At 64.3% G+C, this 21,908-nt stretch carries 18 protein-coding genes; 10 read left to right on the forward strand and 8 right to left on the reverse strand.

Features of this window, described 5'->3' with window-relative positions:
* Positions 1–495, reverse strand: coding sequence for a dihydroneopterin triphosphate diphosphatase (gene nudB / locus HNP55_RS03905; RefSeq protein WP_184296325.1), 495 nt, complete (start codon positions 493–495; stop codon positions 1–3).
* 158 nt (positions 496–653) lie between these two features.
* Between nudB and HNP55_RS03910 the strand changes: the two genes are divergently transcribed.
* Positions 654–4,124 carry a PAS domain S-box protein gene (locus HNP55_RS03910; RefSeq protein WP_184296327.1) on the forward strand — a complete coding sequence of 1,157 codons (3,471 nt, stop codon included), beginning with the start codon at positions 654–656 and terminating at the stop codon, positions 4,122–4,124.
* 44 nt (positions 4,125–4,168) lie between these two features.
* Here HNP55_RS03910 and aspS read toward each other — a convergent pair whose 3' ends face one another.
* The 6 genes from aspS to HNP55_RS03940 form a co-directional block, all read right to left on the reverse strand.
* The gene (aspS, locus tag HNP55_RS03915) at positions 4,169–5,965 is read right to left on the reverse strand and encodes an aspartate--tRNA ligase (RefSeq protein WP_184296329.1); all 1,797 of its coding nucleotides are present in this window, start codon (positions 5,963–5,965) and stop codon (positions 4,169–4,171) included.
* A 121-nt stretch (positions 5,966–6,086) separates the two neighbouring features.
* Complete coding sequence (locus HNP55_RS03920; RefSeq protein ID WP_184296331.1) at positions 6,087–6,740, reverse strand: DUF502 domain-containing protein; 654 nt, start codon at positions 6,738–6,740, stop codon at positions 6,087–6,089.
* Between the two features lie 11 nt (positions 6,741–6,751).
* Positions 6,752–7,030, reverse strand: a complete 279-nt coding sequence (locus HNP55_RS03925) for an FmdB family zinc ribbon protein (protein WP_184296333.1) — start codon at positions 7,028–7,030, stop codon at positions 6,752–6,754.
* Positions 7,031–7,128: 98 nt separating this feature from the next.
* Complete coding sequence (locus tag HNP55_RS03930; protein WP_184296335.1) at positions 7,129–8,583, reverse strand: sodium:solute symporter family protein; 1,455 nt, start codon at positions 8,581–8,583, stop codon at positions 7,129–7,131.
* Positions 8,584–8,696: 113 nt separating this feature from the next.
* Positions 8,697–10,253 carry a ubiquinone biosynthesis regulatory protein kinase UbiB gene (ubiB, locus tag HNP55_RS03935; RefSeq protein WP_184296337.1) on the reverse strand — a complete coding sequence of 519 codons (1,557 nt, stop codon included), beginning with the start codon at positions 10,251–10,253 and terminating at the stop codon, positions 8,697–8,699.
* Entirely contained in the window at positions 10,250–10,678 is a 429-nt protein-coding gene (locus tag HNP55_RS03940) for a hypothetical protein (RefSeq protein WP_184296339.1), read from the reverse strand. Before HNP55_RS03940 ends, ubiB begins: the two co-directional genes overlap by 4 nt.
* Before the next feature lie 291 nt (positions 10,679–10,969).
* Here HNP55_RS03940 and HNP55_RS03945 point away from each other — a divergent pair, with 291 nt between their 5' ends.
* The 9 genes from HNP55_RS03945 (at position 10,970) to rfbC (ending at position 20,920) form a co-directional block, all read left to right on the forward strand.
* Positions 10,970–12,358 (forward strand): undecaprenyl-phosphate glucose phosphotransferase, encoded by a 1,389-nt coding sequence (locus HNP55_RS03945; RefSeq protein WP_184296341.1) that lies wholly within the window; start codon positions 10,970–10,972, stop codon positions 12,356–12,358.
* A 31-nt stretch (positions 12,359–12,389) separates the two neighbouring features.
* Complete coding sequence (locus HNP55_RS03950) at positions 12,390–13,634, forward strand: outer membrane beta-barrel protein (protein WP_184296343.1); 1,245 nt, start codon at positions 12,390–12,392, stop codon at positions 13,632–13,634.
* Positions 13,635–13,647: 13 nt separating this feature from the next.
* On the forward strand, positions 13,648–14,685 hold the full coding sequence (gene galE, locus HNP55_RS03955; RefSeq protein WP_184296344.1) for a UDP-glucose 4-epimerase GalE: 1,038 nt from the start codon (positions 13,648–13,650) through the stop codon (positions 14,683–14,685).
* A gap of 21 nt (positions 14,686–14,706) precedes the next feature.
* Positions 14,707–16,158: a mannose-1-phosphate guanylyltransferase/mannose-6-phosphate isomerase gene (locus tag HNP55_RS03960; RefSeq protein WP_246448124.1), complete on the forward strand. Its 1,452-nt coding sequence runs from the start codon at positions 14,707–14,709 to the stop codon at positions 16,156–16,158.
* Between the two features lie 66 nt (positions 16,159–16,224).
* Positions 16,225–17,505, forward strand: coding sequence for a nucleotide sugar dehydrogenase (locus HNP55_RS03965; protein WP_184296346.1), 1,281 nt, complete (start codon positions 16,225–16,227; stop codon positions 17,503–17,505).
* Positions 17,506–17,531: 26 nt separating this feature from the next.
* Positions 17,532–18,590, forward strand: a complete 1,059-nt coding sequence (gene rfbB / locus HNP55_RS03970) for a dTDP-glucose 4,6-dehydratase (RefSeq protein ID WP_184296349.1) — start codon at positions 17,532–17,534, stop codon at positions 18,588–18,590.
* The gene (gene rfbD, locus HNP55_RS03975) at positions 18,587–19,468 is read left to right on the forward strand and encodes a dTDP-4-dehydrorhamnose reductase (protein WP_184296351.1); all 882 of its coding nucleotides are present in this window, start codon (positions 18,587–18,589) and stop codon (positions 19,466–19,468) included. Before rfbB ends, rfbD begins: the two co-directional genes overlap by 4 nt.
* Before the next feature lie 10 nt (positions 19,469–19,478).
* On the forward strand, positions 19,479–20,366 hold the full coding sequence (gene rfbA / locus HNP55_RS03980) for a glucose-1-phosphate thymidylyltransferase RfbA (RefSeq protein ID WP_184296353.1): 888 nt from the start codon (positions 19,479–19,481) through the stop codon (positions 20,364–20,366).
* Between the two features lie 2 nt (positions 20,367–20,368).
* On the forward strand, positions 20,369–20,920 hold the full coding sequence (rfbC, locus tag HNP55_RS03985; protein ID WP_184296355.1) for a dTDP-4-dehydrorhamnose 3,5-epimerase: 552 nt from the start codon (positions 20,369–20,371) through the stop codon (positions 20,918–20,920).
* Between the two features lie 4 nt (positions 20,921–20,924).
* Here rfbC and HNP55_RS03990 read toward each other — a convergent pair whose 3' ends face one another.
* The gene (locus HNP55_RS03990) at positions 20,925–21,857 is read right to left on the reverse strand and encodes a DUF535 family protein (protein ID WP_184296357.1); all 933 of its coding nucleotides are present in this window, start codon (positions 21,855–21,857) and stop codon (positions 20,925–20,927) included.
* Positions 21,858–21,908: the final 51 nt, after the last annotated feature.

The following is a 21,908-nucleotide window of genomic DNA, read 5'->3' on the forward strand; positions in this document are numbered from 1 at the left end:
TCAGGAGAGTGCCGGCACAAAGCGCGGCAGCTGCAGGATGGCCTCGGCATTGGAGGGCGAGAAGCACAGGTCCGCCGCCTCGCGCCAGGGCAGCCAGCGGTATTGCAGATGTTCGCGCGGCGCCAGGCGCACCGGCGTGCCGGCCGGCACGGTGAGGCCGAACACATGCTCGGTGTTGTGCGTCACGCCGGGGGCATAACGATGCCGCCAGACGGGGTAGATTTCATAATGGTTGGCCAAGCCCCAGTCGCGCAAGGCCGCGCCCGGCAGGCTGGCCAGGGCAATGCCGGTTTCCTCCTGCACTTCGCGCTCGGCGGTCCAGGGCAGGGCCTCGTCCGGGCTGTCCTTGGAGCCGGTCACGCTCTGCCAGAAACCCGGCCGGTCGGCCCGCTCCAGCATCAGGACCTGCAACGCCGGCGTATGGATGAGCACCAGCACGGATTCGGGGATTTTGTAGCTGGCCGGCGGGGCATCTTGATCGGTTCTGGCACTCATGCGCAAAGCATAGCGCCACTTGCCGGCCTCGGCACCCGCCGGGCCCGCTGCGGCTGCGGATGGCGCAATTCACCTCGCGGCCCATCCGCAACAAGCCCCCTCCCTAGCGGCGGACTTACGCGGTATCCTGAGCGCCAAGCCAAGGCCCCCAAGAGTACATGAAACTGCTGCCCCGTATCGTCGTCAGCATCATCCTGCCGATTCTGGTGACGGCGGCTTCCACCCTCTATCTGGCCATTCATTTGCTGCAGAACTCGCTCAGCGAGGAGGTGGAAGAGCGGGCCCGCGCCACCCTCAAGCAAAGCGTGGCACGCCTCAGCCTGGGGCTGGAGGATGCGCTGGACACCCTGCGCATCCTGTCGCGCAGCGAAAGCCTGGCCGGCCCCCAGGCGCAGCCGCGCCTTGATGCCATGCAGCGCTGGCGCGGCAGCACCGAACGCTTTGAGAACTTCTTTTTCTTCGACACGCAAGCGCGCATAGCGGACGGCGCCAAGCTGCCCGCCCCCGCCCTGCAGGGCCAGCTCCAGCCCCTGCTCAAGCAGCAAGGGCCCAGTTACTCAAGCCCGGTGTTCAGCGAGGACACGGGCGAACTGGTGATGCTGGTGATGAACCCGGTCTACGCCGGCCAGGGCGCCCAAGTGGGCAGCCTGGCCGGCAGCGTGAAGCTGCTGCCCTTGCTCTCCTTTGCCATCGGCAATACCACCCAGCGCGACGCCCACCTGATGGTGCTGGACCAGGCCGGCCGCCTGCTGGCCGGCGGCCTGGGTGAGACCGACAAAACAGCAGAGGCCTTGCAAACCCCCGGCCCCGCCAACGCACCGCAGGCCTCGGCCTTGATCCAGGCCCTGGGCCCGGCCGAGCTGGCGATGCCCAAGATGGCACGCATCGTGATTGACGATGTAGCCTGGCGGGCCTTGCAGCTGCGCGTGCCCGAGCTGGAGTGGCGGGTGATTTACGCCCTGCCCGAGCGCAGCCTGTTTGCCCGCGCCCTGGAGCAGCAGCGCCTGGGCCTGCTGGCCCTGCTGGCCTGCACCCTGCTGGCCCTGGCCGGCGCGGCCGTGACGCGCCGCGTGGTGCTGCGGCCGCTGCACCAGCTGCGCCAGGCCCATGCGGCCCTGCAAGCCGGGCAGAAAGAGGCGCGCGCGCCGGTGGTGGGCAATGACGAGATCAGCGAGCTGGCGCGCTCCTTCAACCATATGGCGCAGTCGCTGGCGGAGACCGAGGCGCGTTTTCGCCTGATGTTCGAGCTCTTCCCTCATCCGGTCAGCCTGGTCCGGATCGCGGACGGGCACTATCTGGACATCAACCCCGCCTTCGAACACCTGGTGGGCGTGGATCGGCTGCAGGCCCGCCGGCAAGGCCCGCTGGACTTCCACCTGGCCGGCTCCCAGCCCGACCTGCAGACCCAGTACGATTTGCTGCTGCGGACCGGCCGCGTCGACGGGCATAGCTGCCAGATCCAGAACGCCCAGGGCGAAACGCGCTGGCTGCTGTTTTCCTCGCGCCTGATCGAGCTGGAGGAAGAGCGGCTGGCGCTCTCGGTGGCCACCGACATCACCGCGCTCAAGCAGGTTGAGCGCCAGCTGCAGCAAAGCGAGCAGAGCTTCACCGCCTTGTTTGATTCGGCCCCCTTGCCGATGGCGCGCTCACCGCTGAGCAATCAGCTCAACGTGACCTACTGGAACAAGGCCTGGTACGACAGCTTCGGCTATGCCCCGGGCAGCTGCGATGGCCGCGGCGGCCTGCTGTTCGATTTCTGGGAAGACCCGCAAGCCCGCAGCCTCTTGATCGCCGACCTGGTGCGCGAACAGGCGGTGGTGGGCCGGGAGGCCTTGCTGCGCCATGCCGATGGCTCGGTGAGAATCTGCGAGGTCTCGGGCCGCCATCTCGATGTACAGGGCGAGCGCATCATACTGACCAGTTATCTGGACGTCACCGAAAGCCGCCTCGCCGAACGCGCGCTGCGCGACAGCGAGCAGCGCTTCCGCCAGCTCTTTGAGAACGCGCCGGTGGCCTTGATGCATGCCGCCGAGGATGGGCGCATCCTGGCCCTCAACCAGCAATGGGTGGAGCTGCTGGGCTACACCCTGGACGACATCCCCGCGGCCAGCGACTGGTGGCGGCAGGCCTACCCCGACCCCGAGGCGCGCCGCGCGGCCCGCCAGCTCTGGCAGGAACGCATCGCGGCCGCCCGCCTGAGCGACGGCAAGATCGTCACGCTCAAGATGCTGCCGCTGGCCAAGGACGGCCGACCGCTCACCGCCATCGTCGGGGGCGTCTGGGTGGGCGACAGCCTGCTGCTGAGCTTCTTCGACGTGAGCGAGAACGAGCGGGCCGCCGCCGCCGTGCGCCTGAGCCGCCAGCAGCTGCTGGCCAATCTGGAGAACACCCCGGCCGTCTCGGTGCAGTGGTATGACGAGCAGGGCCGGGCGCTGTACTGGAATCCCGCCTCGCACACCCTGTTCGGCTTCAGCAGCGAGGAAATGCTGGGCCGCAGCCTGGAGGAAGTGGGCTTGCTGAATGCTCGGGAGGCTGAGGATTTTCTGGGCCATCTGGCCCGGATACGCGCGAGCGGCCAGGCCGTCGGCCCGCTGGAGCTGGAGCTGCGCCACCGCGACGGCAGCTCCTTATGGGTGATGGCGACCCTGTTCCCCATGCCCCTGCCCGAGGGCCGCATGGGCTTTGTCTGCATGGATGTGGACATCAGCCACCGCAAGCAGGTGGAGGCCCAGCTGGGCGAGCTGAACGCCCAGCTGGAGCTGCGGGTGGCCGCCCGCACCCAGGAACTGGCCCGACGCAACGAGGAGCTGGACCAGGCCCTGCACCATCTGCAACACACCCAGGGCGAGCTGGTGCGGGCGGAAAAACTCGCCTCGCTGGGCCGCCTGGTGGCCGGTGTGGCCCATGAGCTGAACACGCCGATCGGCAATGCGCTGCTGATGGCCAGCACCTTGAGCGACAAGCAACAGCAGTTCGAAACCGGCCTGCAGACGGGCCTGCGGCGCAGCACGCTGAACGACTTTCTGGCCACCTTGCGCGAGGCCAGCAGCATGCTGGACGCCAGCCTGGGCCGAGCCAATGAGCTGATCGGCAGCTTCAAGCAGGTGGCGGTCAATCAGTCCAGCCACCAGCGGCGCGGCTTCGATCTGCGCGCGGTGCTGCACGAGACGGCGCTGAGCTTAGGCCCCAGCCTGCGCCGCAGCGGCGTGCGCCTGCATGAAGAAGTGCCCGAAGGCATTGCGCTGCAGAGCTACCCCGGCCCGCTGATCCAGGTGCTGATGAACATCATCAACAACGCCGTGCTGCATGCCTACGCGCCGGGCCAGGGCGGGGTGATCAGCATCCGCGCCCAGACCCTGCCCGAGGCCTGGGTGAGGCTGGACTTGCAGGACGATGGCTGCGGCATGCCGCCCGAGCATCTGGCCCGGGTGTTTGACCCCTTCTTCACCACCAAGCTGGGCCAGGGCGGTTCGGGCCTGGGCCTGCACATCGCCTACAACCTGGTGACGGGCCCGCTGGGAGGGCGCATCGAGATCAGCAGCGAACTGGGCCAGGGCACCCGGGTGCGGCTGGAGTTGCCGCTGGAAGCACCCCAGGAGCAGAGCGAAGCGCTTGCGCGCAGCCCATAAAAAAGGCGCCTTGCGGCGCCCTTCTGGCAAGCTCGGAAGCGGGTTCAGGCCGCGCTCGGCGCCACCGCATTGCGCAGGCGGATGTGCAGCTCGCGCAATTGCTTGTCGTCCACATTGCTGGGAGCGCCGGTCAGCAGGCACTGGGCGCGCTGGGTCTTGGGGAAGGCGATCACGTCGCGGATGGACTCGGCCTTGGTCATCATGGTGACGATGCGGTCCAGGCCGAAGGCCAGGCCACCGTGCGGGGGCGCGCCGTACTGCAGGGCTTCGAGCAGGAAGCCGAACTTTTCCTGCGCGTCTTCGGCGCTGATGTTCAGGGCGCTGAAGACCTTGCTCTGCACCTCGGCCTTGTGGATACGCACCGAACCACCGCCCAGTTCCCAGCCGTTCAAGACCATGTCATAGGCCTTGGCGATGCAGGCGCCGGGGTCGGTGACCATCAGGTCCTCATGGCCGTCCTTGGGTGCCGTGAAGGGGTGGTGCACGGCGTTCCAGCGGCCGCCCTCTTCGTCCTGCTCGAACATGGGGAAATCCACCACCCACAGCGGGGCCCAGACATCATTGAACAGGCCGTTAGCCTTGCCGAACTCGCTATGGCCCACCTTCAGGCGCAGGGCGCCGATGGCGTCGTTGACGACCTTGGCACGGTCGGCGCCGAAGAAGATCAGGTCGCCGTCCTGGGCGCCGGTGCGGGCCAGGATGTCGGCCACGGCCTTGTCGTGCAGGTTCTTGACGATGGGGCTTTGCAGGCCTTCGCGGCCCTTGGCCACTTCATTGACCTTGATCCAGGCCAGGCCCTTGGCGCCGTAGATCTTGACGAACTCGGTGTAGCTGTCGATCTCGCCACGGCTGATGCTGGCGCCGCCGGGCACGCGCAAGGCGACCACGCGGCCGCCCTTGGTGGTGGCGGGGGTGCTGAAGACCTTGAAGTCCACATCGCCCATCACATCGGTCAGCTCGGTGAACTGCAGCTTGACGCGCAGATCGGGCTTGTCCGAGCCGTAGAGATGCATGGCGTCGGCATACTTCATCACCGGGTAGTCGCCCAGCTCGACGTTCAAGGCCTTGCGGAAGACGTGACGGATCATGCCCTCGAACATGGCGCGGATTTCTTCCTCGCCCAGGAAGGAGGTCTCGATATCGATCTGGGTGAATTCGGGCTGGCGATCGGCGCGCAGGTCCTCGTCACGGAAGCATTTGGTGATCTGGTAGTAGCGATCAAAGCCGGCCACCATCAGCAGCTGCTTGAACAGCTGGGGCGATTGCGGCAGCGCGAAGAACATGCCGTCGTGCACCCGCGAAGGCACCAGATAGTCGCGCGCGCCTTCCGGCGTGCTCTTGGTCAGCATGGGGGTTTCGATGTCCACGAAGCCCTGCTCGTCCAGGAATTTGCGCACTTCCATCGCCACGCGGTAGCGCAGCATCAGGTTGTTCTGCATATAGGGGCGGCGCAGATCCAGCACGCGGTGCGTCAGGCGGGTGGTTTCCGACAGGTTCTCGTCGTCCATCTGGAAGGGCGGCGTGACGCTGGCGTTCAGCACTTCCAGCTCATGGCACAGCACCTCGATCTTGCCGCTGGTGAGGTTGGCGTTCTCGGTGCCGGCGGGGCGGGCACGTACCTTGCCGATGACCTTGACGCAGAACTCGTTGCGCACCTCTTCGGCCACCTTGAACATCGTGGGGCGATCCGGGTCGCAGACGATTTGCACCAGGCCTTCGCGGTCGCGCAGATCGATGAAGATGACGCCGCCATGGTCACGGCGGCGGTGGGCCCAGCCCATCAGGGTCACGGTTTGATCCAGCAGCTTCTCGCTGACTTGGCCGGCGTAGCAAGTTCTCATTTTTCAGTCACTCCAGAGATTCGTTGAGGGGCTGCCCTGCAGGAGCGGGCAGACCGTGTATTTGAGATTGGCGCTGAGGAGCTGCATTCAAAGCTCTCAGGGTTGAGCACCTGCCGGGCACTCAACCCGGCTGATTTCGCGGCTGGGCGGGCGCTGTGTGCGCCTCTTCGGGCGCCACCACCCCCATCGAGATGATGTGCTTGAGCGCCGCGTCCACGCTCATCTTCAGCGGCCGTACGCTGCTGCGCGGCATCATCAAAAAGAAACCCGAGGTGGGGTTGGGCGTGGTCGGCACGTAGAGGCTGACATGCTCACCACCCAGGGCCTCGGCCACCTCGCCCGAGGGCTTGCCGGTGACGAAGGCAATGGTCCAGGAGCCTGAGTGCGGGTACTGCACCAGCACCGCTTCGCGGAAGGCATTGCCGCTGCTGGAGAACAAGGTGTCGGACACCTGTTTGACCGAGCTGTAAATGCTTTTGACGATGGGGATATTGGACAGCAGGCGGTCCCACTGCATCAACCACCACTGGCCAAAGATATTGGCCACGAACATGCCGGTCAGCAGCATGCCGCTGAGCAGGATCAGCACACCCAGGCCCGGCACATGGCGCAGGCGATCGATGCTCTCGGCCGCCGAGGCCGGCAGCACCGCCTGCGAGGCATTGAGCATGGAGGCGAAAACGCCGTCGATCACGCCCAGCACCGAGTGCAGCACCCAGATGGTGATGGCCAGGGGCAGCCAGACCAGCAGGCCGGTGATGATGTACTTTTTCACGCCGGGCCGACTCAGTGGCAGTTGCTGCCGGAGCAACTGGTTCCACAGGCCGGCGCCGGCGCCGCAGCAGGGGCGGCCTCGGCTGCGGCCGGCGCAAGGGCACTGCCGCCACCTTTGAAATCGGTGGCGTACCAACCCGAGCCCTTGAGCTGAAAGCCGGCGGCGGTGATTTGTTTGCTGAAGGCCTCGGCATGGCAGGCCGGGCAGGTGGTCAACGGGGCATCGGAGAGCTTTTGAAGCACGTCTTTGGCGTGACCGCATTCGGCGCAGCGGTAGGCGTAGATAGGCATGGCTTGTCGAGGTTCGCTAAACCGTTGATTCAAAACCGCAAATTATAGGGGGCAAGGCTTCCATGGATTTGCCGCCGCCCTGCCCTGCCGTTAGGACTTCAGGCCTTTTGCTCGATCCCGGCCAATTTGTGGTGGGAAGCCTGCACATTGCGGATGGCCTGCGGGCCCAGCGAGCCGATCAACATGCCCGCGATGGCGGCCAGAAAGCCGGCCAGCTGGGCCGGGAAGACCTCACCGGCCGGCGTGTTCAGGAAGATCAACCAGCTCAGCATGCCCAGCACGATGGCGAAGATGGCGCCCTGGGTGCTGGCACGCTTCCAGTACAGGCCGAACACCAGGGGCACGAAGGCGCCGACCAGGGTCACCTGGTAGGCGGCCGACACCATCTCGTAAATCGGCGTGCCCTGCAGGGCGATGGCATAGGTGCAGACGCAGACGCTGAAGATCAGCACGGCGGCACGCATGGTGCGCAGCTCCTGCTTGTCGCTGATGCGCGGGAAGACCTGGCGCCAGATGTTCTCCACAAAAGTAACCGAGGGCGCCAGCAGCGTGGCCGAAGCGGTGGACTTGAGGGCCGACAGCAGGGCGCCGAAGAAGATCACCTGCATGATGAAGGGCATGCGCTCCATCACCAGGGTGGGGATGACTTTCTGCGGGTCTTCGGCGATCAGCTGGGTGGCCCGCTCCGGCATGATGATCAAGGCGCTGGTGACCAGGAACATGGGCACAAAGGCGAACAGGATGTAGCTGATGCCGCCGATGACGGGGCCGCGGGTGGCGGCGTATTCGTCCTTGGCCGACATCACGCGCTGGAACACGTCCTGCTGCGGGATGGAGCCCAGCATCATCGTGATGGCGGCCGCGATGAAGAAGACGATGTCGTAGAACTTGGGCTCGGGGAAGAAACGGAACAAGTCCTTGCTGGTGGCCAGGCTCACGACCTTGTCGGCACCGCCGGCCAGATTGGCCGCGAACACGGCGATCAAGGTCAGGCCCACGACCAGGATGATCATCTGCATAAAGTCCGTCACCGCCACCGACCACATGCCACCGAACAAGGTGTAGGCCAGGATGGAGGCCGTGCCTATGACCATGCCCACCGGGATGCTGATGGCGCCGCCCGACAGCAGGTTGAAGACCAGGCCCAGGGCCGTGACCTGGGCCGACACCCAGCCCAGATAGCTCAGGATGATGATGAAGCTGCAGATCACCTCGACCGCACGGCCATAGCGCTCGCGGTAATAGTCGCTGATGGTCAGCAGGGTCATGCGGTAGAGCTTGGCGGCAAAGAAAATGCCCACCAGGATCAGGCAGGTGCCGGCGCCGAAGGGGTCTTCGACCACGCCGTTCAAGCCGCTTTGCACAAATTTGGCCGGAATGCCCAGCACCGTCTCCGAACCGAACCAGGTCGCGAAGGTGGTGGTGATGATCATCACCAGGGGCAGATTGCGGCCGGCGATGGCGAAATCCGCCGTGTTCTTGACCCGTTTGGCGGCCCAAAGCCCAATCGCGATGGTGACCAGGAGGTAGACGATGACGAGGGTCAAAAGCATGGCATCAAGGGTCCGCGGAGCAAGACGGAAGGAGGTTCAGGCGCGTGCGCCAAAAAAAGGAGCGCGCGCATTATCGCCACAGAAGCCCCGCCCCGCCGGCCTCGCAAACCCGATCAGAAGCCCTGTGTGCGCAGAAAGATCGTCGCCCCCAGCAGACCCAGGGTGAAGCCGACGGCACCGTAGAGCAGGGCCTGCAGCAGGCGATTGGTGCGCCGCTGCTCCTGGATCAGCGCCAGCATGGCAGCGCTGTCCTGCCGGCTACCCTGCTGTTTGAGCGCGTCATGCAAGAGGCGCGGCAGCTCGGGGAAGAGCTGGGCATAGCGCGGCGCCTCCTTCTTGACCTGGTTGATCAGGGCGCGCCAACCCACCTGCTCGTTCATCCAGCGCTCCAGAAAGGGCTTGGCCGTGGCCCAGAGGTCTAACTCCGGGTCCAGCTGGCGGCCCAGGCCCTCGATATTGAGCAAGGTCTTTTGCAAAAGCACCAGCTGGGGCTGGATTTCCACATTGAAGCGGCGCGAGGTCTGGAACAAGCGCATCAGCACCTGGCCGAGCGAAATATCCTTCAGCGGCCGGTCGAAATGCGGCTCGCAGACCGCGCGCACGGCGCTCTCCAGCTCGTCCACCCGCGTGCCCGCCGGCACCCAGCCCGAGGCGATGTGCAGCTCGGCCACGCGCTTGTAGTCGCGGCGGAAGAAGGCGATGAAGTTCTGCGCCAGATACTCCTTGTCCACCTCGGTCAGCGTGCCGATGATGCCGAAGTCCAGCGCGATATAACGCCCAAACGTGGCGGGGTTCAGACTGACCTGGATATTGCCCGGGTGCATATCGGCGTGGAAGAAGCCGTCGCGGAAGACCTGGGTGAAGAAGATGGTGACGCCATCGCGCGCCAGCTTGGGGATGTCGACGCCCGCGTCCTGGAGCTTTTGCAGCTGCGAGATGGGCACGCCGTGCATACGCTCCATCACGATAACGTCGGAGCTGCACATATCCCACATCATCTCGGGCACCAGCACCAGGTCCAGGCCCGCCATATTGCGGCGCAGCTGGGCGGCATTGGCGGCCTCGCGCACCAGGTCCAGCTCATCGTGCAGATAGTTGTTGAACTCGGCCACCACCTCGCGCGGCTTCAGGCGCCGGCCGTCGGCCGAGAGTCGCTCCACCCACACGGCCACCGTGCGCAGCAGGGCCATATCGTCGTCGATGGTGTCCAGCATGCCGGGGCGCAAGACCTTGACCGCCACCTCGCGGCCATCCTTCAGGGTCGCAAAATGCACTTGGGCGATGGAGGCGCTGGCCACCGGCTCGGCATCGAAGCTGCCGAACAGCTCGGCCACCGGCCGGCCAAAAGCCTTCTCCACCAGGGCGCGCGACTGGGCCGCCGGGAAGGGCGGCACCCGGTCCTGCAGCTTGGACAGCTCCACAATGATGTCGTCCGGCACCAGGTCGCGCCGAGTGGACAGCACCTGGCCGAATTTGACGAAGATGGGGCCCAGATGCTCTAGCGCCAGGCGCAGGCGCACGCCGCGCGGCTGCTCCCAGCTGCGGCCGAAGGAGACAAAGCGTCTCAGTAACTTGAATCTTCGACGGCGCAGGCCGGACAGAGCCAGCTCATCGAGGCCAAAGCGGAAAATCGTCCAGACGATGACCAGCAGACGGGCAAAGTACCTCATGCGCCGCTGCGTCCGCCCGGCTGCAAGGAGGCCGCCCCACGCGCCAGCGCGGCCAGGGCTGCGGCAACGGCCTTGGACCAGCGCGCCAGCTGATGCGCAGGCGCCGGGCCCAGCAGGGCGGCAAGATCGTCCTCGATGTCCCAGCGCAGGTTTTCCATCAGCCAGTTGATCTCGCCGGCCAGGGCCGCATCGCCCTGCACCGTCACCCGCGGCTTGGTCCCGCTCAGGGCGCCCAAGGCCAGCAAGGCGGGGTTGGAGGCGTCCAACTCGATGCGCAAGGCCTCGCCCCCGCCCTCGGCAAGGCGCTCAAACAAACCGGCCGGCGTGATGGCCAGCACCAGATCAGGCAACGACGGCAAGATCGCCGGCCAGCCCTGCAGATGCACCAGCAGGGAGCGCCCCGCAAACGGTGCCAAACGTGCCATGGCGTGGCTTTCACGCGAAATGACATGATTGAGCAATAGGATTGCGCGATCCTGCAGGGCAGGCGTCAAAAGGGAAAACCAGTTTGAAATCATGGCTGGATTGTAGGCAGTCGCACCCACCCGCCGAATTAGGGGGCGGGGCCGCACAAGTGCCCCCCGGGTTCTGAGCGAGAATCAGCGGAAAATACCTAAAAAGCAAAGGGCGATTCCCCTCAATCGCTCGGCAAAGCAGTACCGAAACAACCGTGTCCGGCGTGCATTCCGCCAAAGACACCAAGGAGCAAGGGATCAATGTTCGAGGATAGAAGCTACAAAAGAACGTTCTATAGCGCGCCGCAATCCGTCGAATCCTTGGTCGCAGCCTTTCTTGAGCCCGGCATCATCGTGCTGTGCTACTTGGCCGTTAACGCCTATTTTGGCGAGCCCATTCTGCGCTCCAGCCTCACCCTCTGCCTGCTGGTCTTCGCCCTCACCTTCCCTGGCCGCAACCGTTTTGCCGACCAGACGATCAGCGCCATCATCGATGTGCTGGGGGCCTGGCTGGCCTTGCTGGCCATCCTGGCGCTGTGCGGCTATGCCACCAATAGCATGGGTTATTTTGATGACCATGTGCTGCTGTGGTGGGCGGCGATCACGCCCGTGCTGCAGGTCTTTGCGCTGGAGATCGGCAAACATATCCGCCGCCACCTCAACCGCGGCACCCGCCGCGGCGCGGTCATCGTCGGCGCCGGCCCCCTGGGCGTCAAAGTGGCCCGCGCCCTGCGTGACAGCCCGGACAAAGGCGTCGACTTCCTGGGCTATTTCGATGACCGCCAGGACGACCGCCTGCACACCGACGCCGCCGGCATGCTGAAGGGCACGCTCAGCGAATTGAGTGAGTTTGTGCGCCAGAACAATGTGCGCGAGGTCTACATCACCCTGCCCCTGGGCTCGCAACCCCGCATCGTGCAGTTGCTGGAGCAGATCCAGGGCACCACCGCCTCGCTGTTCTTCGTGCCCGATGTGTTCGGCATCAGCATCATCCAGGGCCGCTTGCAGGATATGAATGGTGTGCCGGTGGTGGGCATTTGCGAAACCCCCTTCACGGGCACGAACGAACTCGTCAAGCGCATCAGCGATGTGGTGCTGGCCAGCCTGATCCTGCTGCTGATCTCGCCCCTGCTGCTGGCCGTGGCCCTGGGCGTGAAACTCAGCTCGCCCGGCCCCATCATCTTCAAGCAGCGCCGCAACGGCCTGGACGGCGAAGAAATCATCGTCTACAAATTCCGCTCCATGCGCACCCAGGACAACGGCGCCGTGGTCAGGCAAGCCACCAAGGAAGACCCGCGGGTGACCCCCTTCGGCGCCTTCATACGCCGCACCTCGCTGGACGAATTGCCGCAATTCATCAATGTGCTGCAAGGCCGCATGAGCATCGTCGGCCCCCGCCCCCACGCGGTGGCGCACAACGAGGAGTACCGCAAGCTGATCAAGGCCTATATGGTGCGCCACAAGGTCAAGCCCGGCATCACCGGCTGGGCCCAGGTTAACGGCTTGCGCGGCGAAACCGACACCATCGACAAGATGAAGGCCCGGGTCGAACTGGACCTGGAGTATTTGCGCAACTGGTCTTTGGCCCTGGATCTGCAAATCATCGTGCGTACCGCCCGCCTGATGGTGTTTGACCGCAATGCCTACTGAATCCGAACAAACCAACAAGAAAAGGACTGCCATGTCTGCGACAAACACCCACAAAATCCGCCGACTGAGCAGCGCCCTGGGCCTGCTGGGTGCCGCCTGCCTCGGCAGCAGCACGGCATGGGCCGAGCAAAGCCCGTATTACTACGGCGCCTCGCTGGGCCTGAACCATGTGTCCAATATCTACCGGGTGAACAACAACGCCAATAGCGACGAGGTGGCCACCGCCTCCCTGCTGGCCGGCATCGACCAACACCTGGGCCGCCAGCGCCTGTATGCCGACGCCTCGGTACAGGCCAACCGCTACCGCAAAAGCAGCACGCTGAACAATCTGGGCTACAACCTCAAAGGAGGTTTGGACTGGTCCACGATCGGGCGGCTTTCGGGCACCGTCAGCGCCAGCGCCAACCGCGCTTTGGCTAACTACAATATTGATCGCAACAACACCACGCCGATTTTCGCCAAGAACATCGAGACCAATAACCGCCTGGACAGCACGGTCCGCCTGGGCCTGGTGACCAAGCTAACGCTGGAGGGCAGCGTGGGCCTGGTGCAACGACGCTTCACGCTGGACCAGTTCAACCGCTTTGAATACGATCAAAAGCGCTATGCCGTGGACCTGTTCTACAAGCCCAGTGCCGATTTGAGGTTTGGGCTCGGCCTGAGTCGATCCAACACCGATTACCCGCGCTACGAGGCCATTGGCACCCCTGTCACCGACTACAAGCCCGCGGCCTATAAACGCGATGACATCAATCTGACCAGCGATTGGACGATCAGCGGCAAAAGCGCCTTGTATGCGCGGCTGAGTTCGGGCAAATCCAAGCAAACCGTCGGAGGCAACAACGACTTCTCGGGCGTGACGGGCCAACTGACCTGGAACTGGCGCCCCACGGCGCGCTGGAATGTCTCGACCTCGGTGAGCCGGGACACCGGCCTGGAATCCTCGCTATTCCAGAACGGCCCCGTCACCAGCAGCTACGACCAGGACCGCCTGACCAATGCGCTGCAGGTGAACGCCAGCTACGAACTCAGCGCCAAAGTCACCCTCACCGGCGGCATGAGCTTCAGCAACACCGACCGGGCCAAGTCGCTAGCGACCAATTCCCTCAAGGACTTCGACAAGGACAAGGCCTACAACCTGGGCCTGCGCTGGGCCTATTCGCGCGGCATCACGCTGGGCTGCCAAGTCGGCGTCCAGTCACGCGACAGCAGCGTCGCCACCTACGCCTACTCGGCCAATAACTACGGTTGCTACGGCCAGATCCTGGTCAACTGAGCGGACAAATCCCGTGACAAAACCCACCATCCTGCTGACCGGCGCCACCGGCTATATCGGCTCCCACACCTGGCTGGCTTTGCAAGCCGCGGGCTATGCGGTCGTCGGTATCGACAATTTCTCCAACAGCTCGGCCGAGGTACTGACTCGCCTGGAGCGCCTGAGCGGCCGGACGCCGGTGTTCGAGCAAGTGGACGTCTGCGACGCGGCCGCGCTGGGCGCCGTGTTTGCCCGCCATCGCCCGGCAGCCGTCGTGCACTTCGCGGCCTTCAAGGCCGTGGGCGAATCGACCGCCAAGCCGCTGGACTACTACCGCAACAATATCGGCGGCCTGATCAATACCTGCGAGGTGATGCGCCAGCATGGCTGCACCCGTATCGTCTTCAGCTCCAGTGCCACGGTCTACGGCGTGCCCGAGAAGCTACCCCTGGACGAGCAGGCCGCGCTGTCGGCCGTCAACCCCTACGGCGCCACCAAGCTGATGGGCGAGACGATTCTGCGCGATCTGGGTGCCGCAGAGCCGGCCTGGCAAACCGCCGCCCTGCGCTACTTCAACCCGGTGGGCGCGCACGAGAGCGGCCTGATCGGCGAGGATCCCAGCGGCATCCCCAACAACCTGATGCCTTTTGTGGCCCAGGTCGCCGTGGGCCGCCGCGCGCGCCTGCAGGTCTTTGGCAATGACTACGCCACGCATGACGGCACCGGCGTGCGCGACTACATCCATGTGCAGGATCTGGCCGAGGGCCATGTGGCGGCGCTGCGCTTCCTGCTGGCGGGAAGCGAGTCCATCACCGTCAACCTGGGCACCGGCCAGGGCTATAGCGTGCTCGATCTGGTCAAGGCCTACGAGGCCGCCAGCGGACGCGCCGTGCCCTACGACATCGTGGCCCGCCGGGCCGGCGATGTGGCGGCCTGCTATGCCGATCCGCAACTGGCCAAGGACAAGCTGGGCTGGCAGGCCAAGCACGATCTGGCCCGCATGTGCGAAGACAGCTGGCGTTGGCAAAGTCTGAATCCCAAGGGGTTTGCGCAACAAGAAATTTCGGCCTAAACAGACCTAAGCAAGATAACAATGACTCAGCTGAATGAATCCATCCTGGTCCAACCGGTCATCATGGCGGGCGGCAGCGGCACCCGCTTGTGGCCGCTTTCGCGCGCCCGCTACCCCAAGCAATTCCTGATCCTGTCGGGCAATACCAGCTTGTTTCAGCAGGCCGCAACACGCTTGGCGGCCTTGGCCGCCGGCGACCTTGCCCTGGCCAAGCCCTTGATCGTCGGCAATGAAGAACACCGCTTCCTGGTGCTGGACCAATTGCAGGAGTCCGGCCAGGAGCCCAGCGCCGTGCTGCTGGAGCCGGTGGGCCGCAACACCGCGCCGGCCCTGACCCTGGCGGCCCTGCAGGCGCTTGAAGGCGGGCAGGATCCGGTGCTGGTGGTGACGCCGGCCGACCAGACCGTCACCCGACCCGAGGCCTTCACCACCAGCCTGCAGCAGGCCGTGCGCCTGGCGGCGGACGGAACCATCGTCATCCTGGGCATCAAGCCCGACCGGGCCGAAACCGGCTTTGGCTATATCCGCAGCCATCTGGATGGCGCGAGCCTGGCGGTCGAGCAATTCGTCGAGAAGCCCGATGCCGCCACCGCCGAACGTTATGTGGCCGACGGCAATTACTGCTGGAACAGCGGCATGTTTGTGCTGCGCGCCAGCCGCTGGATCGAGGCCTTGCAGCGCTTCCGGCCGGACATCCTGGCGGCGACGCGCGCCGCCTTCGAGGCCCGCAAGATCGACGCCAAATTCATTCGCCCGGGCAAGGCCGAGTTCGCCGCCATTCCTTCGGAATCGGTGGACTACGCGGTGATGGAGCGCTGCCCCGGCAGCGAGTTCCCCCTGCGCATGCTGGCCCTGGATGCGGGCTGGAGCGATCTGGGCGCCTGGGACGCCGTCTGGCAGGTCTCGGACAAGGACGCCGAGGGCAATGCCTGCGTGGGCGACGCGATGATCAGCGATAGCAAGAACACCCTGGTCCACGCCAGCAGCCGCCTGGTCAGCGTGGTTGGGCTGCAAGACGTGGTGGTGGTGGAGACGGCCGACGCCGTGCTGGTCAGCGACCGCGCCCGCAGCCAGGACGTGAAACACATCGTCGCCCGCCTGGACGCCGCCGGGCGCGAGGAACAAAGCCTGCACCGCAAGGTGCACCGGCCCTGGGGCTGGTACGACAGCATAGACTCCGGCGCGCGCTTCCAGGTCAAGCGCATCATGGTCAAGCCCGGCGCCACGCTGAGCCTGCAGATGCACCACCACCGGGCCGAGCATTGGGTCGTCGTCTCCGGCACGGCCGAGGTCACCAATGGCGACAAGGTCCAGTTGCTGAGCGAAAACCAGAGCACCTACATCCCCTTGGGCCAGACCCATCGCCTGGCCAATCCCGGCAAGGTGCCGCTGGAAATCATCGAGGTCCAGTCTGGCGCCTATCTGGGCGAGGACGATATTGTTCGCTTCGATGACAGCTACGGCCGCCAATAGCTGTTCGGCGGCGGATTTTGTCAGCCGTTTTTACCCATTAGAAAATCATCCTCGCAAGGAATTGTCATGAGCGTTTTAGCCGTCGTTGGTCTGGGTTATGTGGGCCTGCCCCTGGTGGTCGAGTTTGGCAAGCACAGCCGCTGCATAGGCTTTGACATCGCCCAGGACAAGGTTGACAAATGCAAGGCCGGCACCGACCCCTCGCGCGAGCTGAGCGATGAGGAGATGAGCCACTCACCCTTCGCCGAGTACAGCAGCGACCCGCGCTGCCTGGCCGAAGCCGACGTCATCATCGTGGCCGTGCCCACGCCGGTGGACGAAGCCCATATCCCCGACTTCCGCCCCCTGGTGGGCGCCAGCACCAGCGTCGGCCGCAATCTCAAAAAGGGCGCCATCGTCGTCTATGAGTCCACCGTCTACCCCGGCGCCACCGAAGAGGTTTGCATCCCGGTGCTGGAGCGCGAGTCCGGTCTGAAGTGGAAGACCGACTTCTTCGTCGGCTACTCGCCCGAGCGCATCAACCCGGGCGATAAAGAGCACACGCTGACCAAGATCCTCAAGATCGTTTCGGGCGACACGCCCGAGACTTTGGACACCGTCGCCAAGGTCTACGAGCGCATCATCAAGCCCGGCGTGCACCGCGCTGCCAGCATCAAGGTGGCCGAGGCCGCCAAGGTGATCGAGAACACCCAGCGCGACCTCAATATCGCGCTGATGAACGAGCTCTCCATCATCTTCGACAAGATAGGCATCGACACCTCCGAGGTGCTGGAAGCCGCCGGCACCAAGTGGAACTTCCTCAAGTTCAAGCCAGGCCTGGTGGGCGGCCACTGCATCGGCGTGGACCCCTACTACCTGACCCACAAGGCCGATATGCTGGGCTACCACCCGCAGGTCATCCTGGCCGGCCGCCGCATCAACGACGGCATGGGCAAGTTCATCGCCGAGCAGACCATCAAGCAGATGATTGCCGCCGGCAGCCCCATCAAGGGCGCCAAGGTCAATGTGCTGGGCCTGACCTTCAAAGAAGACTGCGCCGATCTGCGTAACTCCAAGGTCATCGACATCATCCACGAGCTGCAAACCTATGGCGTGGACGTGATCGTCACCGACCCGGATGCCGATGCCGATGAAGCCGTGCACGAATACGGTGTGCGTCCCGTCAAATGGGCCGAGCTGCCCAAGGCGGATGCCATCGTCGCGGCGGTTGCGCACAAGAGCTACAAGGCTTTGAGTGCGGCTGACTTGGCGGGCAAGGTCGTGGCGGGCGGCGCCTTCATCGACGTGAAGGCCGCCTTTGACCAGCAGGCGCTGGAGGCCGCCGGCCTGCGGGTCTGGCGCCTGTAATTTGTCCTTCTTGAGGCGCGCAAAATATGACTCTCCTCGTCACCGGCGGCGCCGGCTTCATCGGCAGCAATTTCGTGCTCGACTGGCTCAAATCCTCGGATGAGCCCATCGTCACCCTGGACGCGCTGACCTATGCCGGCAATCTGGAAAACCTCGCCTCGCTGCAAGGCGATGCCCGCCACACTTTCGTGAAGGGCGATATCTGCGAGCGCGCCTTGGTGGATCAGCTGCTGAGCCAGCACCGGCCGCGCGCCCTGATCCACTTCGCGGCGGAGAGCCATGTGGACCGCTCCATCAGCGGCCCCGGCGCCTTTATGCGCACCAATATCGAAGGCACTTACACGCTGCTGGAGGCATCGCGCGCCTACTGGAGCGGCCTCGGCGATGTCGACAAGGCTGCATGGCGCTTCCACCATGTGTCGACCGACGAGGTCTACGGCTCTTTGAGCGAGCAAGACCCGCCCTTTGCCGAGACCAAGACCTACGAGCCCAACAGCCCCTACTCGGCCAGCAAGGCCGCCAGCGACCACCTGGTGCGCGCCTGGCACCACACCTACGGCCTGCCGGTGCTGACCACCAATTGCAGCAATAACTACGGGCCCTATCACTTCCCCGAGAAGCTGATCCCGCTGATGATCGTCAACGCCCTGGCGGGCAAGGCCCTGCCCATCTATGGTGACGGCAAGAATGTGCGGGACTGGCTGTTTGTGAGCGACCACGCCAGCGCCATCCGCGCCGTGCTCCAGGGCGGCCGCGTGGGCGAGACCTACAACATCGGCGGCTGGAACGAGATGAGCAATCTGGAGATCGTGCACACCGTCTGCGAGCTTCTCGATGAGCTGCGCCCCGATGCAGCGGGCAGCTACAAGCGTCTGATCACTTTCGTCAAAGACCGCCCCGGCCACGACAGGCGTTATGCCATCGACGCCCGCAAGATCGAGCGTGAACTGGGCTGGCGCCCCGCCGAGACCTTTGCCACGGGCATTCGCAAAACGGTGCAGTGGTACTTGGACCACCCCGAGTGGGTGGTGCGCGTGCAAAGCGGCGCCTACCGCGACTGGGTGGCCCAGCAATACCAAGCATGAAGATTCTCTTGCTGGGCAAGAACGGCCAAGTGGGTTGGGAGCTGCAACGCGCCCTGGCGCCGCTGGGCGAGCTGATCGCGCTGGACCGCAGCGAGGGTGCCGACCTCGCCAACGCGCAGGCGCTGCAGGCCAAGGTCCGCGAAGTCGCCCCCCAAATCATCGTCAATGCCGCGGCCTACACGGCGGTGGACAAGGCCGAGTCGGAGCAAGACCTGGCCCTGGCCATCAACGCCCATGCACCCGGCCTGCTGGCCCAGGAGGCCAAACGCTCACGCGCCTTGCTGATTCACTACAGCAGCGACTATGTGTTTGACGGCAGCGGTGACGCACCTCGCAGCGAAGACGCGGCCACCGGCCCCTTGAGCGTCTACGGTCGCAGCAAATTGCAAGGCGAAGAGGCCATACGCGAAAGCGGCTGCCAACACCTGATCCTGCGCACCAGCTGGGTCTATGCCGCGCGCGGCGGCAACTTCGCCAAGACCATGTTGCGCCTGGCGGCAGAACGGGAACAACTCAAGGTCATCGCCGATCAGATCGGCGCGCCCACGGGTGCCGATCTCCTGGCCGACCTGACGGCACAGATGCTCGCACCAGCGCGAGCTCGGCCCGAACTCAGCGGCACCTATCACGCGGTGGCTAGCGGCGAAACCAGCTGGCATGCCTACGCGCGGCATGTGATCGCGTTCGCCCGCAGCCGGGGTCAGGTCTTGCGCGTGGCGCCGGATCAGGTGCTGGCCATCACTACCCGCGACTACCCCACGCCTGCCCAGCGCCCCCTGAACTCCCGCCTGTCCACGGCCAAGCTGCAAGCGGCCTTTGGCCTGCGCCTACCGCATTGGCAGCCCGGCGTGGAGCGTATGTTGACCGAAATTCTCTAGGGAGAAAACCATGAGCAAAAACCGCAAAGGCATCATCCTCGCCGGAGGTTCCGGCACCCGGCTGCACCCCGCCACCCTGGCTATCAGCAAGCAACTGCTGCCGGTCTACGACAAGCCCATGGTGTACTACCCGCTGGCCACCCTGATGCTGGCCGGCATCCGCGACATCTTGCTGATCAGCACGCCACAAGACCTGCCGCGCTTCGAGGCCTTGCTGGGTGACGGTGCACGCTGGGGCATCCATATCGGCTACTGCGTACAACCCAGCCCCGACGGCCTGGCCCAGGCCTTCATCCTGGGCAAAAACTTCATCGATGGTGCGCCGAGCGCCCTGGTCCTGGGCGACAACATCTTCTACGGTCATAATTTCCAAGGTCTGCTGAACCACGCCAGCGAAACAAAAACCGGCGCCACCGTCTTCGCCTACCACGTGACCGACCCCGAGCGCTATGGCGTGGTGGACTTCGATGCCGACAAGAAAGCCCTGTCCATCGAAGAAAAACCCGCCCAGCCCAAGAGCAATTACGCCGTCACCGGCCTGTACTTCTACGACGAGCAGGTCTGCGATATCGCCGCCAATATCAAGCCCAGCGCACGTGGCGAATTGGAGATCACCGACGTCAACGCCCAGTACCTGCGCCAAGAGCAGCTGCAGGTCGAAATCATGGGCCGGGGCTACGCCTGGCTGGACACGGGCACGCACGACAGCTTGATGGAAGCCGGCCAGTTCATCGCCACCTTGGAAAAGCGCCAAGGGCTCAAGGTCGCCTGCCCGGAGGAAATCGCCTTCCGCGCTGGCTGGATCACGGCCGAGCAATTGGCCGCCCTGGCCCAGCCCCTGGCCAAGAACGGCTACGGCCAGTACCTGCAAAAGCTGCTGGCCGACAAAGCCTTCTGACGATGAAGCTCACGCCCACCAAGCTGCCCGAGGTCCTCATCGTCGAACCCCGTGTGTTCGGCGATGCGCGCGGTTTCTTCACCGAGAGCTGGAACGAGCAAGTCTTCAACCAGACTCTGGGGCAAGAGATCCGCTTTGTACAGGACAACCACTCGCGCTCGGCGCGTGGCGTGCTGCGCGGCCTGCATTACCAGCTGGCCCCGCACACCCAGGGCAAGCTGGTCCGTGTCGTGAAGGGTGCGGTCTTTGACGTGGCGGTCGATATGCGCCGCTCCAGTCCCAATTTCGGCCGCTGGGCCGGGGTGGAGTTGAGTGAAGACAATCACCGCCAGCTCTGGGTGCCGCCGGGCTTTGCGCACGGCTTCCTGGTGCTGAGCGAGTCGGCGGACTTTCTGTACAAGACCACGGACTTTTACGCGCCGCATTCTGAAGCCTGCGTGCGCTGGGACGATCCGGCCATTGGCATCCAATGGCCGGATGAGGGCGTCCCCCCCTTGTTGGCGGAGAAGGATGCGAAGGCACCCCTGCTCGCGCAAGCAAGTACTTTTGCTTGAACTCCTAGCGACTAAAAACAGGCATACCGCGACGGTGAGAGGCCAAGGTCGCCCTGGCTGCGCTCTCGATTTCCTGCCAGAAAGCGCGCCGGGTGGCGGCACGCTTGCGGTGCTTGCTTGAGACCTCACTCAAGGGCTTCATCAAGAACGGCACGGGTATTTCAAATCCCAGGGCATGGGAATCGGTTCCGCCCAGCACGGTCCAAAACGCGTCGTAAGCATTGGCAAAATGCTTCACGTCATTGGGGTCGTAGCAACATTGATCGACACCGCGAATTGCCATGACCCTGGACGCATCCATGGCCAAGGCCAGGCCTTGCAACGCGGCATAGCAGAAGTACGAAGGTGAATTCTGCGGAAACGCGCGCTCGAATTTCTCCAGCGGCTCGGTGTCCTGACGCCAGCGGGCCTGATTCCGGGTGATATAGGGGCGAACCTCCTGCTCACCCTGCTCCCCATGCACGCAGATCCAGCTGAAGGAAATGCTGTGCAGGCGATCCTGGTCGGCAAAGAAATACACCGCTAACTCGCCTTCCGGAATCTTGATCGACCCACGGCGCAAACACATCTGGAAATTCACACCCTCAACATTCTTCTCCCACAGCACCAAACCATCGCCACCGTAAATCGCTGATTTATAGCTGGCGTCAAAAGCCTGGTCATCCACCAGAAAATGATTGAATGCATATTCAATCCGCTGGTCCACCGAGAACTCACCGTTCAAATACTTCTTGGTCGTCAGATGGTGCAGGAAATTTCCCGGATCACCCGCATCGAAGAATTCCAGGCACAAAGAAAGCGCCCATATTTTTTTATTCGACCAAAAATACCAGAAATTACGCAGCGAACGCAGCGCAAAAACGGTTCCACTCCTGACACCAAATACTCTCCCATTCTGTCGGGTGGCCTTGTAGAGACTCTTCGCAATCTTCAGCACACGGGCTCCTCGATGTCCGTCATGACGCAACGCGCTCAGCTTGGCGGGAGC

It is taken from the genome of Roseateles oligotrophus, assembly GCF_014204525.1.
Lineage (GTDB): Bacteria > Pseudomonadota > Gammaproteobacteria > Burkholderiales > Burkholderiaceae_C > Paucibacter_A > Paucibacter_A oligotrophus_A.

What these genes read in the sequence shown, in the direction of transcription:
- HNP55_RS03960 (WP_246448124.1), top strand. Translation starts at nt 14,707, where the DNA reads ATGACTCAGCTGAATGAATCCATCCTGGTCCAACCGGTCATCATGGCG.
- HNP55_RS03940 (WP_184296339.1), bottom strand. Translation starts at nt 10,678, where the DNA reads ATGGCACGTTTGGCACCGTTTGCGGGGCGCTCCCTGCTGGTGCATCTG.
- rfbD (WP_184296351.1), top strand. Translation starts at nt 18,587, where the DNA reads ATGAAGATTCTCTTGCTGGGCAAGAACGGCCAAGTGGGTTGGGAGCTG.
- HNP55_RS03950 (WP_184296343.1), top strand. Translation starts at nt 12,390, where the DNA reads ATGTCTGCGACAAACACCCACAAAATCCGCCGACTGAGCAGCGCCCTG.
- HNP55_RS03925 (WP_184296333.1), bottom strand. Translation starts at nt 7,030, where the DNA reads ATGCCTATCTACGCCTACCGCTGCGCCGAATGCGGTCACGCCAAAGAC.
- rfbC (WP_184296355.1), top strand. Translation starts at nt 20,369, where the DNA reads ATGAAGCTCACGCCCACCAAGCTGCCCGAGGTCCTCATCGTCGAACCC.
- rfbA (WP_184296353.1), top strand. Translation starts at nt 19,479, where the DNA reads ATGAGCAAAAACCGCAAAGGCATCATCCTCGCCGGAGGTTCCGGCACC.
- nudB (WP_184296325.1), bottom strand. Translation starts at nt 495, where the DNA reads ATGAGTGCCAGAACCGATCAAGATGCCCCGCCGGCCAGCTACAAAATC.
- aspS (WP_184296329.1), bottom strand. Translation starts at nt 5,965, where the DNA reads ATGAGAACTTGCTACGCCGGCCAAGTCAGCGAGAAGCTGCTGGATCAA.
- ubiB (WP_184296337.1), bottom strand. Translation starts at nt 10,253, where the DNA reads ATGAGGTACTTTGCCCGTCTGCTGGTCATCGTCTGGACGATTTTCCGC.
- HNP55_RS03945 (WP_184296341.1), top strand. Translation starts at nt 10,970, where the DNA reads ATGTTCGAGGATAGAAGCTACAAAAGAACGTTCTATAGCGCGCCGCAA.
- HNP55_RS03965 (WP_184296346.1), top strand. Translation starts at nt 16,225, where the DNA reads ATGAGCGTTTTAGCCGTCGTTGGTCTGGGTTATGTGGGCCTGCCCCTG.
- rfbB (WP_184296349.1), top strand. Translation starts at nt 17,532, where the DNA reads ATGACTCTCCTCGTCACCGGCGGCGCCGGCTTCATCGGCAGCAATTTC.
- HNP55_RS03930 (WP_184296335.1), bottom strand. Translation starts at nt 8,583, where the DNA reads ATGCTTTTGACCCTCGTCATCGTCTACCTCCTGGTCACCATCGCGATT.
- HNP55_RS03910 (WP_184296327.1), top strand. Translation starts at nt 654, where the DNA reads ATGAAACTGCTGCCCCGTATCGTCGTCAGCATCATCCTGCCGATTCTG.